This window comes from Anabaena sp. WA102, from assembly GCF_001277295.1.
GTDB classification, from domain to species: Bacteria; Cyanobacteriota; Cyanobacteriia; order Cyanobacteriales; family Nostocaceae; genus Dolichospermum; species Dolichospermum heterosporum.
In genome coordinates, this window is sequence record NZ_CP011456.1 from 1,152,145 (window position 1) to 1,165,623 (window position 13,479).

Annotated in this window: 14 protein-coding genes and 1 pseudogene; 14 read left to right on the plus strand and 1 reads right to left on the minus strand. The window is 40.5% G+C overall.

Annotated elements, in window-relative coordinates; genetic code table 11:
- Window positions 1–35 precede the first annotated feature (35 nt).
- The 5 genes and pseudogenes from AA650_RS04735 to AA650_RS04750 all read left to right on the plus strand — a co-directional run bounded on the left by AA650_RS04735 (window position 36) and on the right by AA650_RS04750 (window position 4,764).
- Entirely contained in the window at window positions 36–2,105 is a 2,070-nt protein-coding gene (locus AA650_RS04735) for a serine/threonine-protein kinase (protein ID WP_053538172.1), read from the plus strand.
- A 144-nt stretch (window positions 2,106–2,249) separates the two neighbouring features.
- A protein-coding gene (gene prfB, locus AA650_RS04740; protein WP_190382692.1) for a peptide chain release factor 2 occupies window positions 2,250–3,363 on the plus strand; the annotation gives its coding sequence in 2 pieces (ribosomal slippage) (window positions 2,250–2,321 and window positions 2,323–3,363; 1,113 coding nt in all).
- A 93-nt stretch (window positions 3,364–3,456) separates the two neighbouring features.
- Entirely contained in the window at window positions 3,457–3,612 is a 156-nt protein-coding gene (locus AA650_RS26085; RefSeq protein WP_071992792.1) for a DUF3285 domain-containing protein, read from the plus strand.
- 13 nt (window positions 3,613–3,625) lie between these two features.
- Window positions 3,626–4,120: pseudogene (ybeY, locus tag AA650_RS04745) on the plus strand (rRNA maturation RNase YbeY); the annotation flags it as partial.
- A 209-nt stretch (window positions 4,121–4,329) separates the two neighbouring features.
- Entirely contained in the window at window positions 4,330–4,764 is a 435-nt protein-coding gene (locus tag AA650_RS04750; protein ID WP_199924379.1) for a four helix bundle protein, read from the plus strand.
- Here AA650_RS04750 and AA650_RS26090 read toward each other — a convergent pair.
- Window positions 4,761–4,901, minus strand: a complete 141-nt coding sequence (locus AA650_RS26090) for a hypothetical protein (RefSeq protein WP_199924380.1) — start codon at window positions 4,899–4,901, stop codon at window positions 4,761–4,763. The two genes, AA650_RS04750 and AA650_RS26090, sit on opposite strands and share 4 nt — an antisense overlap.
- Before the next feature lie 42 nt (window positions 4,902–4,943).
- On the opposite strand from AA650_RS26090, the gene AA650_RS04755 reads away from it, so the two are divergent.
- From AA650_RS04755 to bioU, 9 genes are all read left to right on the plus strand, one after another.
- On the plus strand, window positions 4,944–5,399 hold the full coding sequence (locus AA650_RS04755; protein WP_053538174.1) for a diacylglycerol kinase family protein: 456 nt from the start codon (window positions 4,944–4,946) through the stop codon (window positions 5,397–5,399).
- Between the two features lie 202 nt (window positions 5,400–5,601).
- Window positions 5,602–6,189, plus strand: coding sequence for an anthranilate synthase component II (locus AA650_RS04760; RefSeq protein ID WP_039204718.1), 588 nt, complete (start codon window positions 5,602–5,604; stop codon window positions 6,187–6,189).
- Window positions 6,190–6,202: 13 nt separating this feature from the next.
- The gene (locus AA650_RS04765; RefSeq protein ID WP_027402518.1) at window positions 6,203–6,976 is read left to right on the plus strand and encodes an MBL fold metallo-hydrolase; all 774 of its coding nucleotides are present in this window, start codon (window positions 6,203–6,205) and stop codon (window positions 6,974–6,976) included.
- Between the two features lie 241 nt (window positions 6,977–7,217).
- Window positions 7,218–7,520 carry a hypothetical protein gene (locus AA650_RS04770; protein WP_053541188.1) on the plus strand — a complete coding sequence of 101 codons (303 nt, stop codon included), beginning with the start codon at window positions 7,218–7,220 and terminating at the stop codon, window positions 7,518–7,520.
- Window positions 7,521–7,854: 334 nt separating this feature from the next.
- Window positions 7,855–9,243 (plus strand): ammonium transporter, encoded by a 1,389-nt coding sequence (locus AA650_RS04775; RefSeq protein WP_053538175.1) that lies wholly within the window; start codon window positions 7,855–7,857, stop codon window positions 9,241–9,243.
- A gap of 103 nt (window positions 9,244–9,346) precedes the next feature.
- Complete coding sequence (locus AA650_RS04780) at window positions 9,347–10,225, plus strand: SGNH/GDSL hydrolase family protein (RefSeq protein ID WP_081424146.1); 879 nt, start codon at window positions 9,347–9,349, stop codon at window positions 10,223–10,225.
- Window positions 10,226–10,299: 74 nt separating this feature from the next.
- Window positions 10,300–11,508 (plus strand): 4-hydroxy-3-methylbut-2-enyl diphosphate reductase, encoded by a 1,209-nt coding sequence (locus AA650_RS04785; protein ID WP_053538177.1) that lies wholly within the window; start codon window positions 10,300–10,302, stop codon window positions 11,506–11,508.
- 216 nt (window positions 11,509–11,724) lie between these two features.
- Window positions 11,725–12,111 carry a type IV pilus biogenesis protein EbsA gene (gene ebsA, locus AA650_RS04790; protein WP_027402523.1) on the plus strand — a complete coding sequence of 129 codons (387 nt, stop codon included), beginning with the start codon at window positions 11,725–11,727 and terminating at the stop codon, window positions 12,109–12,111.
- A gap of 112 nt (window positions 12,112–12,223) precedes the next feature.
- Window positions 12,224–13,231 carry a (S)-8-amino-7-oxononanoate synthase BioU gene (bioU, locus tag AA650_RS04795; RefSeq protein ID WP_053538178.1) on the plus strand — a complete coding sequence of 336 codons (1,008 nt, stop codon included), beginning with the start codon at window positions 12,224–12,226 and terminating at the stop codon, window positions 13,229–13,231.
- Window positions 13,232–13,479: the final 248 nt, after the last annotated feature.

A 13,479-nucleotide genomic window follows, 5' to 3' on the forward strand; every position in this document is an offset into this window, starting at 1 on the left:
CATAATGTAACACAATATTCAAATAGGCTCAGGAAATGCTAGGAAACACCCTTGTAGGCAGATACCAAATCACCAATTACCTGGGAGGTGGCGGATTTGGTGAAACTTATGTTGCTAATGATACTCAATTACCAGGCTCACCCCAGTGTGTAGTCAAGAAACTCAAACCTCAATCTACTGATATTACCACTTTAGAAATAGCTCGGAGGTTATTTGACACAGAAGCCCAAGTTTTATATAAATTAGGAAATCACGATCGCATTCCCCAACTTTTAGCTTACTTTGAAGAAAATGCCGAATTTTATCTGGTTCAAGAACTGATTATTGGTAATGATCTCAGTCAAGAATTAAAATCCGGTGTCATCTTCACTCAAAATCAGGTAATTTCTCTATTACAAGAAATTTTAGAAATTTTGGACTTTGTTCATCAACAAAAGGTAATTCATCGTGATGTCAATCCTCGCAATATTCTCAGACGAGAACAAGATAATAAGTTAATTTTAATTGATTTTGGTGCAGTCAAACAAATTACGACCAAATTAGTAAACTCTCCAGACATTACTAAATCTACAGTTGCTATTGGCACACCCGGTTATACTCCTGGAGAACAAGCACAAGGAACGCCAAAATTTAGTAGTGATATCTACGCTTTGGGGATTATTGCTATTCAAGCTTTAACTGGATTATCACCTGATCAATTAGAAAAAGATGTCGAAACTAATGAAATAATTTGGCAAAATTTCGCCACTGTCTCTCCAGAATTTGCCCAATTTTTAAATCAAATGATCTGTTATGATTTTCGCCAACGTTATGCTTCAGCAACAATAGCATTACAAGCTTTACAAGAATTAAATAAAAACTCATCGGCAACAATAATTATTTCCCCTGCTACCTTACCAAACCGAGTAAAAAATCCCCAAAATACCCCAGGGATATTCTGGAAATTGCTATTAGGAATATTTATTTTAGGTATTGGTAGTTTCGGGGCAATATTTATGCTCAATCGCCTGAATAGTAAAAACGCTATAGAATTATATAATCAGGGTAATACTCTCATTCAATTACAACGCTATGAAGAAGCCTTAGCAACTTATGAAAAAGCCATAGATATCAAATCTGATTATCCTCAAGCTTTATATGGTAAAGGTAAAGCATTATTTCAATTAAAGAAATACCAAGAATCTTTAATAGCTTATGATCAAGCTATTCAAATTCAACCAAATTATTTAGAAGCTTGGACTAATCGAGGTTTTGTTTTAGTCAAACTCAAACGTTATCCAGAAGCAATTGCCACTGTTGATAAAGTTTTACAACTAAAGAATGATGACCCTAAAGTGTGGCAACTTAAAGGTGATATCTTTATAAAAATTAGCCAATATAATGATGCAATTAAAGCTTATGAACAAGCGATTAATTTCCAAGTTGATAATCCTGAATTATGGTACAAAAAAGGATTAGCATTCCAAAACCTTAAACAATATGAAGAGGCAATTACCTCCTATAAAAAAACTGTGGAATTAAAATCTGATCATGAATTAGCTTGGTACAATTTGGGTAATTGCTTAGTTAATTTAAATCGTTATGAATTTGCTTTCCAGGCTTATGATCAAGCAGTCCAGTATAATCCAAACAACTCCGCAGCTTGGTTATCCAGAAGTAATATATTAATGACATTACGTAGGTATCCAGAAGCAATTGATTCCTTTAGCCAAGTGATTAAAATCAATCCTCAACAATATCAAGCATGGTATAATCGAGGTTGGGCATTACATCAAGTTAAACGCTATCCAGAAGCAATAGAATCTTATAAAAAAGCTATTAGTTTAAAGGGAAATGATTATTTAGTATGGTATAATCTAGGAAATACACAATATAATTTACAAAAATATCAAGAAGCGATCGCCTCCTATAATAAAGCCATCCGTTATCAACCCAATCATTATGAAAGTTGGTACAGCAAAGGCAATGCCTTGTTAAATTTACAACAATACCCACAGGCGATCGCCTCCTACGACAAAGCCATAGAATATAAACCAGATTACCAACAAGCCATAGAAGCTCGCACCAAAGCCAAAAATACCCCAGTATTTCCCCCTAAATTCTAATTCTGGGCGCAGACCCTGCGCCCCTACATTCTGACTCCTCCTTTAAAAAACCCTGAGACTTTACCAAAATATAGGTAAAATCTAAAATACAAATCACAAATTATCACCGAGAAATCTCAAGCCCTTGCAACTTGAGTTAAAATTATGGACGTATTAGAACTAAAACGCGAAATCGAAACATTGTCTAGCCGCCTGGGTAAAACCCAGGACTATCTTTGACGTACCCGCACTCAAAGCCAAAATTCACGACTTAGAGCAAATTTCCGCCCAAACAGAATTTTGGGAAGACCAAACCCAAGCACAAAACACCCTGCAAGAACTCAATGATCTAAAATCCCATTTAGATCAATATTACAAGTGGCACACCAACTTAGACGATACCAGGGCAGTTGTTGAGTTATTGGAACTAGAAACCGATACAGCATTATTGCAAGAAGCGGAATCTACCATTACCAAACTCAATCATGAACTAGACCAATGGGAACTACAACAACTCCTTTCCGGCACTTACGACGACAAAGGTGCAGTCCTGACAATTAACGCCGGTGCTGGTGGCACAGACGCACAAGACTGGGCATTTATGCTCATGCGGATGTATACCCGGTGGGCAGAAGATCATGGTTATAAAGTCACCCTAGCCGAAGAATCAGAAGGTGACGAAGCCGGCATTAAATCCGCCACCCTAGAAATCACCGGACGCTATGCCTATGGTTACTTACGTTCCGAAATGGGAACTCACCGTCTCGTCAGAATTTCTCCCTTCAACGCTAACGGCAAACGGCAAACCAGCTTTGCCGGCATCGAAGTCATGCCGCAAATAGATAACACCGTCAAACTAGACATCCCAGAGAAAGATTTAGACATTAGCACCACCCGTTCTGGCGGTAAAGGTGGGCAAAACGTCAACAAAGTAGAAACCGCAGTCCGCATAGTTCACCTCCCCACCGGTCTAGCAGTCCGGTGTACAGAAGAACGTTCCCAACTACAAAACAAAGAAAAAGCGCTCGCCCGTCTCAAAGCCAAGTTGTTAGTTATTGCCAAAGAACAACGCGCCCAAGAAATTGCCGAAATTCGCGGCGATATGGTCGAAGCTTCCTGGGGTAATCAAATCCGCAACTATGTATTTCATCCTTATCAAATGGTGAAAGACCTCCGCACCAACATCGAAACCACAGCCATTACAGATGTCATGAACGGTGAACTTGATATGTTCATTCAAGCCTATCTCCGGCAAGAAAACCAGATAGTTGAAGCGTAACTTAGATCCCCGACTTCTTTGAGAAGTCGGGGATCTTTGCTATATTTCCCTGACACAGGTTACAGTAAGAAAAGAGATGATAATGAATTAATTATGGAAAAATCCCCTGCCAAAGAACCCCAGCCTAGCTATGTCAAACTCGCCATGCGAAACATGGTTAGAAAAGGCGGCACTTCCCTCAAACACTTTGCGTTAACTGCCGTAGGACTGTTATCTGTCCTCGTGGGTTTGGCATATCTTACTCGCTAAGAGAGGAAAACTTGTGCCGCTACAGGTTGAATTATATTTAGAAAATTGCTTTGATGACTCTTCCCCAATTCCTCTCGAAACTTGGGAAAACTGGTTTTGGCAATGGTTGGAAATTCTTGAGGATTACTTACCAACTGCACCTAGTTATGAAATCAGTTTGCGTTTGACAACCGACACAGAAATTCAAACCCTTAATTCCCAATATCGCCAACAAGATAAACCTACAGATGTCTTAGCCTTTGCATCTCTAGAAGCAGATTTACCACAAAGCGAAGAAATGCTGGATGCCATGCCCTTGTATCTAGGTGATATAATTGTCTCTATAGATACAGCACAACGTCAGGCACAACAGCAGGAACATAGTTTGTCTACAGAGTTGGCTTGGTTAACGGCTCATGGTTTACTACACTTGTTAGGTTGGGATCATCCTGACGAAGAGAGTTTGATAGCAATGTTAAACGAGCAAGTTGTATTACTGAAGAAAATAGGTATTATTATTAACTTAGAGTTGGAGGTAGGGGAGGTAGGGGAGGTGGGGGAGGTAGGGGAGGTAGGGGAGGTAGGGGAGGTAGGGGAGGTAGGGGAGGTAGGGGAGGTAGGGGAGGTAGGGGAGGTAGGGGAGGTAGGGGAGGTAGGGGAGGTAGGGGAGGTAGGGGAGGTAGGGGAGTGAAGAGTAAAGGAGTAAAGGAGTAAAGAGTAAAGGAGGTGAGAAAGAAGATGATTGGTAACTTAGAAGAATCAAACTCAATATCAATGGTTAAATCTCATAGAGACTTGGGAATTTATCAAATTGCTTTTGAAGCAGCAATGAAAATTTTTGGGTTATCAAAAAATTTTCCTGTTGAAGAAAGATATTCTCTAACAGATCAAATTCGTCGTTCTTCTCGTTCTGTTTGTGCGAATATGGCAGAAGCTTGGCGTAAACGTCGTTATGAGGCTGCTTTTGTTGCTAAATTAAATGATTGTGAAGCTGAATCTGCTGAAACTCAAACATGGATAGAATTTACAGTTAAATGTAATTACTTCGATATTGAAACGGGACGTAAACTTTATGGTAATTATAATCAAGTTTTATCTGGTTTAGTGACTATGATCAATAACCCATCACGCTGGTTAATGAATCATAAAAACCATAAAAACCATAAATATTAATCTTCCCCCACCTCCCCCACATCCCCCACATCCCCTACCTCCCCCACATCCCCCACATCCCCTACCTCCCCCACATCCCCCACATCCCCTACCTCCCCCACATCCCCCACATCCCCCACATCCCCCACATCCCCCACTCCCCCACTCCCCCACTCCCCCCACCCCCTATTCTCATCTCTATGCCCCCAAAAGTCTCATCGTCATCAACCAATAATAGCTTACCAACACTCGTGTCCAAAGATAGGGAACTTTCCTGGCAGATTGCCTCTAATCTATTTGTTAGTTTTAAGTATGCTTGGGCTGGAATTACCTACGCTTTTCAGACTCAAAGGAATTTTCGGATTCATGTAGCCGTCTGCGCCTTGGCTATTGGATTAAGTGTATTTCTACAGTTAGAAACAGTAGAAGTATCCATAATTTCTGTTACCAGCGGTTTAGTTTTGACCTTAGAGTTAGTGAATACTGCTATTGAGTCAATTGTAGATTTAACGGTCAAACAGTCTTATCATGAGTTGGCAAAAGTTGCTAAAGACTGTGCTGCTGGTGCTGTACTTGTTTCTGCTTTAGTAGCATTATTGGTTGCCTCTACATTAATATTGCCTCCTTTAGCAACATTAATTCTATCTACTTTCTAGATGGTAGATTGTGAATAGTAAGTAGGTTAGCATTGAAAATTGTCGTTATGGGAAGGCAAGAGGCAAGAGGCAAGAGGCAAGAGTGAAGAAGCTTTGGGCGATTTTACTTTTCTTTACACACTTTGGTTTTATTGTGTTCACCTACTTAGAGACGTTTTCAGGGAACGTATTGGATATTTTTAAATAAAATTAGGTAAAAATTGTGATATTAGTCATTGATAATTACGATAGCTTTACGTATAATTTAGTACAATATCTGGGAGAATTAGCAGTAGATTTCCCAGTTGCTGATGACCTGCAAGTGGTACGAAACGATAAGATTACTATAGATGAAATTAGGGCATTAAACCCGGATGCAGTGGTAATTTCACCGGGTCCTGGTCGTCCAGATGATGCGGGAGTTTCCCTCAGTGCGATCGCCCAATTAGGAGATAAACTACCGATTTTAGGCGTGTGCTTAGGACATCAAAGTATTGGTCAGGTTTTCGGTGGTAAAATTGTCTCCGCCCCAGAATTGATGCACGGAAAAACCTCTCAGGTTTCCCACACAGGCATAGGAATTTTTCAAGGTTTAGAAAATCCTTTAACCGCTACCAGATATCATAGTTTAGTGATTGAGCGGGAAACTTGCCCGGACGTATTGGAAATTACAGCTTGGGTAGAAGATGGCACAATTATGGGCGTGAGACATCGGCAATATCCTCACATTCAAGGAGTCCAATTTCATCCAGAGAGTGTCCTAACTGCCTTGGGTAAGGAATTGCTGAGAAATTTTTTGCGAACTTTGTAAAGCGAGTATTCTTATGAAACGACGACAATTGATAGGCTACGCTGGGGCGGGTTTAATAACGGCTATAGTTACTAATTTAGGTGATCAAGTTCCAGTAAATGCCCAATCTAGTGGTGTATCAATTCAGTGGTTAGGTCATACCTGCTTTTTATTGACCAATGGTAAGGTCAAAATTTTGATTAATCCCTTTAGCAATTTGGGTTGTACAGCTAAATATCGTCTCCCAAATGTTGCATCAGATTTGGTATTAATTAGTAGTCAATTATTGGATGAAGGGGCAATAGATAAAATACCAGGAAATCCCAAATTAGTTTATAAACCGGGTGTCTATGAGTTTCGGGGCGTTAAATTTCAGGGAATTACCACAGACCATGATCGTAAGGGTGGAAAACAATTTGGGCAAAATATAGCCTGGAAATTAAACCAAGGTGGCATTAATCTGCTACATTTGGGGGGTTCTGCTGCACCGATTACCCTAGAACAAAAAATTCTCATGGGTCGTCCTGATGTATTATTTATTCCCGTTGGCGGCAGTGATAAAGCGTATAATCATCAAGAAGCAAAACAGGCAATTGATGTCTTAAATCCTAAGTTAGTTATTCCTACCCATTATCGGACTCAAGCTGCTGAAAGTGGCAAGTGCGACATTACTCCAGTAGATGATTTTCTAACTTTGATGCAGAGTGTGAATATTAATGTCCGCCGCAGTAACAATGATTCTGTATTAGTTAATTCTCAGAGTTTGCCAGAAAAAACGGAAGTTCAACTTTTGAGTTACAAGTTTTGATTCCTTAAGGCGTTGCTGAATCGAGGTATGAAATTTCCAAATTGAACCTTTAAAAATCTTACCTTTGCGTCTACTCTTCGAGATCACGAAGCGTGATTGCGCCTTTGCGTGAGACTAAAATTCATACCCTTAATCATGCAACGCCCTTAATTTATTGTAAGTTGGGTTGGCACAAGGAAACCCAACAAATTTCCAACTAAAATTAAGTGAAAAGATGACTTGGTATGGAGCAGATGCAATGATGAGTGTTTGGCTTATATGTTTTTTTATTCTGTTTGCTTTGGCGGAATTTTTTAAGTGGTTACGAGGTTTTTCTGTTCCTGTTCCGTTACCAATATATATTTTAGGTGGGGTATTTTTAGCAGTTGCCTCTAATTATGATAAAATATTTGGCTATTATGTCAGTAATGCTAGTGTAATTACACCTGTGGAAATATCCCAAGAAGTACCTAAATTAGCATCACCAGTAAACTCAACTCCAATTTCTGAATTAATACCTAGTGCTGTACCTAAATCCGATATTCAAGAATCTGCCAACAATTGAGTTGCTATATAGGGGCAGTCAGGAGGTAGGGGCGCAGGGCCTGCGCCCAGTCAGGAGTGTGGCTAACGCCACGCTGCGCTATCAGGAGTCAGAAAGAAGAAGAAAGAAGAATAAAATTGTTACCGGACTGTAGTCTGCGTCAGTGCAATATGTGGCTATTGCATCAGAAAATAAATAACTTTGTAAATATAACCCGCATAAAACATAAGATTTTTGTTAAACTTACTGGAAAATTAGAAGTTGAGTAGCTTTTAAGACAGAAAAAAAAAGTAGCAAATACTACGAATTGTATTGAATGAAGACAAATATCGTAGACACAGAGGAATGAAAATAAGTGTTCAGAAAATTGACTATCATTGGGTGTTTAACTCTATTTTTACTGGTAGGGTTGTTAACAGGAAATGCTTGGGCAGAAACCTCAGCAACCGTGCCTAGTCCGAATACAGGTGACACAGCATTTATGCTGATTTCCTCAGCTTTAGTAATGCTAATGACACCGGGATTAGCATTCTTTTATGGTGGGTTTGTGCGATCGCACAATATTCTCAACACATTGATGATGAGTTTTGTGTTGATGGCGATTGTGGGAGTCACCTGGGTTCTTTGGGGTTATAGTCTTTCCTTTGCCCCTGGTTTACCCTTCATTGGTGGTTTACAATGGCTGGGGTTAAATGGTGTTGGTGTAGAAACCACAGGTTATCTGCAAGGTTCAGCCCCTGCGGAGGTAGTTTCCTATGCGGGGACAATTCCCCATCAAGCATTCATGATCTATCAAGCCATGTTTGCAATTATCACCCCAGCTTTAATTTCGGGAGCGATCGCCGAACGCATGAGTTTCCGTGCCTATTGCCTATTTGTAGTCCTGTGGTCAACCTTTATCTACACACCTCTAGCACACATGGTTTGGGCAAAGGGAGGATTCTTAGGTTTATACGGCGGCATCGGCGCTCTAGACTTTGCTGGTGGTACAGTAGTGCATATTAGTTCCGGTATTTCGGCACTGGTAGCCGCAATTGTCCTCGGTCCGAGAAAAAACTATCCAGATCGTCTTAGCCCTCCCCATAACGTCCCCTTTATTTTGTTGGGTGCCGGCTTACTTTGGTTTGGTTGGTTTGGCTTTAATGCTGGTAGTGCCTTATCCGCTGGCACGGTAGCCACAGTCGCCTTTGTTGCTACTAATACATCCGCTGCCGCCGGGGCGTTGATGTGGTTGATTCTAGAAGCTACATTACGGGGAAAACCCACCGCAGTTGGCGCAGCCACAGGTGCAGTCGCCGGTTTAGTGGGAATCACCCCAGGGGCAGGATTTGTCACCCCTGTAGCCGCAATTTTAACTGGTTTCATTACCTCCGTCGTCTGCTTCTATGCTGTCAGTTTCAAGCACAAATTGCGGGTTGATGATGCTCTAGATACCTATCCTGTACATGGTGTTGGAGGTACTATCGGGGCGATTCTAACAGCTATCTTTGCCACAACTGAAGTGAATAGCGGTGGTAAAGATGGGGTATTGCGCGGTAACTTCGGTGAATTATTTGTGGAACTAGCAGCGATCGCCATAGCCTATATTATTGCTGGTGTAGGAACTTGGATCATTCTGAAAATTATTGCTGCTACAGTTGGTTTACGAGTCCCAGATCAAACCGAAGATCAAGGCTTGGATATCAACGAACACGGGGAAGAAGGTTATAACTCCGAATTTGCAGATCGGATTTCTAATAAGTAAAAGGCAGGGGAGTAGGGGAGAATATTTTTCTTCCCAATAACAACTAACAACTGACAACTGACAGATTTACAATTAAACTCAATATCCGTAATGTTTCTTCGTCGTGTCTAATCGTGTAAAAACTTTTCCTGTCTGGGGACTATTCGCACTGTTAACTAATATTATCCTAATGTTAGCGGTCGTCTTATTGATTTGGCGACAGCAAAAGCTAACCCCTGTGTTAGCAACCACAGCTATTCCAGATCCCTCAGAACCAGTTAACCTGAACTGGAAAAATCAATATGTAGCACCAGAATTAGGACCCCGTCATAAACTCAGTTATCCCCAATGGTTGGATATTCTCAAGCAAGAAGCTAAAATAACTGCTAGGAAAAATCCCCAGCGATTAACCATACTAGCGGGAGATTCTCTGAGTTTATGGTTTCCACCGGAGTTATTACCTGAGGATAGAAGCTGGCTAAATCAGGGCATATCCGGGGAAGTTAGCAATGGATTACTGCAAAGATTAGATTTTTTTGATCGCACCAAACCGGAAAAGATTTTCATTATGGTGGGCATTAATGATCTAATTCGCGGGTTAGATGATCAGGAAATTTTAGCTAATTATCAGCAAATTATCAGTTATTTGCAAAGAAAACACCCCCAAACAGAAATTGTCGTTCAGTCAATTTTGCCCCATGGTGAGGAGGGGATAACTTGGGAAGGAAAAGAAAAACTCCTAGCAATTCCCAATCCTCGGATTCGTAATTTGAATCAGGAATTGAATAATCTCGCTACTGAAAAAGGGGTGAAATATCTGAATTTACATCCCTTATTCACCGATAAACAAGGTAATCTTCGGTCAGATTTTACCACCGATGGTTTGCATCTGAGTCCCCCAGGTTATCTCGTTTGGCGGACTGCCTTACAGATGTATACTAACCAACAAATAACATCCCAAGCAACTAAACCTAAAAATATCAACTCAAAAACTAGGATATAAATCCAAATTTTCCATCTAAATCACCTCGAAACACGAGAAAATCAAAGATAGTAATTATTAGTGGTCAATCTAAAATGGATACAAAAGCTTTTAAACGTAGCCTCCAACATTCAGACAATTACAATCGCAAAGGTTTTGGTCATCAAGCGGAAGTCGCTACCAAGTTACAATCTGAGTTTCAGAGTAACTTAATTCAGGAAATCCGCGATCGCAACTACACCATCAAACGTGGTAATGTCACCATCCAACTAGCACAAGCATTTGGTTTTTGTTGGGGTGTAGAAAGGGCTGTAGCTATGGCTTATGAAACCCGGCAACATTTTCCCACAGAACAGATTTGGATTACCAACGAAATTATTCACAATCCATCTGTGAATAAACGAATGCAAGAAATGCAAGTAGAATTTATTCCCGTTATTGACAAACTGAAAGACTTTTCTGTTGTTAATAGTGGTGACGTAGTAATTTTACCAGCCTTTGGTGCAAGTGTTCAAGAAATGCAAATATTGCATGATAAAGGTTGCCAAATTGTTGATACTACCTGCCCCTGGGTATCCAAAGTATGGAACACCGTAGAAAAGCACAAAAAAGGTGATTATACTTCAATTATTCACGGAAAATATAAGCATGAAGAAACAGTTGCCACCAGTTCCTTTGCCGGGAAATATTTGATTGTTTTAAACATAAAAGAAGCAGAATATGTCATTAATTATATTCTCAATGGTGGCGATCGTGAAGAATTTTTAGCCAAATTTTCCAAAGCCTGTTCAGCAGGATTTGACCCTGATCAAGACTTACAACGAGTAGGAATTGCTAACCAAACAACCATGCTCAAAGGTGAAACCGAACAAATCGGTAAAATGCTGGAGCATACAATGATGCAGAAATATGGACCAACAGAATTGAATCAGCATTTTCAAAATTTCAATACCATCTGTGATGCCACTCAAGAACGTCAAGATGCTATGTTAGAATTAGTCGAAGAAAATGTAGATTTAATCATAGTTATTGGTGGGTTTAACTCATCCAATACTACTCAACTACAACAAATTGCCTTTGATCGAGGTATTCCCTCCTATCACATTGATTGTGGAGAACGGATTCAATCAATTAATAACATTGAACATCGGCAGTTAACAGGAGAATTAGTAATTGCAGAAAATTGGCTACCAGCAGGAGAAATTAAAGTTGGTGTGACTTCTGGTGCTTCAACACCGGATAAGGTAGTTGAAGATATAATTGAGAAAATTTTTGCCCTCAAAGCAATAGCATCTGTAGTTTAAAATATACTCAACACGGTTGGGATATGGACTTTTAAGAAATTACGAAAAACCTAGATTTGTATGGGTAAAGCAAAAGCTCAATGGTGTCAACTTAAGCTCAAATCCCTACCACATCTCGTTCCTAGTCTCTGACTAGGAATGCAGTTGATGAGGCTCTGCCTCTAATATCAAGGCTAAAATAGCCCCATATCATGCTAACTTAAGGAATATATAACAATGACTGGTAATACGTTTTTTGATAAACTCCAACCTGCAAGTCAGCAACAATCTATCGTGTATCTACCCTATATTCAGGGTAATAAGCGGAATTTGTTACCCTATGCCATCACTCTTTATAAAAAACGTGAGTTAGAAGGACACCGCAAAATAGAAGGTAGTGAAAATGTTCCCTTCGTTGCCACTTGGAATGATCCTACCTTACCCTCCGACTTAACCGTTTGCCGGTTACAGTTTGATTCTACGTCTGAATTAACCTATGAAGTCATGATGCCAAGTTTTGAATTTATTAGTTTTTTAATTGAACTAATGGAAAACTATAAGCGGAATAAAATCACGGATTTTTCTAAATCCTTTTACCGCAAATTATTACGTTTAGATGATTGAAGCAAAATAGAACAGCCTTCTTAAACCTCGTTTACTTGGAAACCTCTAGATTTTTCCAACATAACTAGCTATTATACGGAAATTTAGGTTTATACGCCTTACAAAAATCACTATGAACACACCACTAACAAACCAACCTATCCGCGTTGGAGTCCTGGGTTTTGGCGGACTTGGACAGGCAGCCGCAAAACTCCTTTCCAGCAAACGAGAAATGATTCTTGTCGCCGTCGCCGACCAAAATGGCTATGCTTACTCCACTGAGGGCTTAAACACCCAATCTTGTATTACTACTTACCAAAATCAAGGTACAATCGGTCATTTAGAAGCATTTGGTACATTAAGCAACAACAGTATTCAGGATTTAATTCAAGTCACTGGTGACACTGTAGATGGTTATTTCCTGGCTTTACCCAACCTCCCCAATGACTTTATCCCCTCTGTTGCCAAAGAATTTATTCAAGCCGGTTGGCAGGGTGTTCTGGTAGATGCCATTAAACGCACCAGTGCAGTCGAACAACTCCTATCCATGAAAGATGAACTGCAAGCCGCCGGCATTACCTACATGACTGGCTGTGGTGCTACTCCTGGGCTATTAACCGCTGCTGCCGCTTTAGCTGCCCAAAGTTATGCGGAAATTCACAATGTGGTCATTACCTTTGGTGTGGGAATTGCTAACTGGGAAGCCTACCGCGCCACTGTGAGAGAAGATATTGGTCATATGCCCGGTTATAGTGTAGAAGCCGCTAGAGCCATGACTGACGCAGAGGTAGAAGCGTTACTTGATCAGACCGATGGGGTGTTAACCTTGGAAAATATGGAACACGCCGATGATGTGATGTTAGAGGTGGCGGGAATTTGTTCACGGGATAGAGTCACGGTTGGCGGTGTAGTTGATACCCGTAACGCCAAAAAGCCCCTGAGTACAAATGTGAAAATCACTGGACGCACTTTTGAGGGAAAAATATCTACTCATACCTTCACGTTAGGGGATGAAACTAGTATGGCTGCCAATGTGTGTGGTCCTGCCTTCGGTTATCTTAAAGCTGCTCAAGAATTGCGTCAACGGGGCATTTCTGGCTTATTTACGGCTGCGGAAATTATGCCTAAGTTTGTCAAATAGGTAGTTGGTAATTGGTTATAGCGGTATGCACTCTTTGTGAGATCCATTTAGAGACTTCCAAATAAAAAAATGTCCCAAAACTGATGCAGAAATTCTCTCTCTGTGTACTCTGTGCCTCTGTGGTTCGTTTCTTAGGATAATTTATTTCTTGGAAGTCTCTTAGCAAATCGTAAAGCCTGTAGGGGCGGGGAAACCCCGCCCTCTGTTGTATTGCTAAAAAGACGGGGATTCTAGTAGTCTGTCAACCC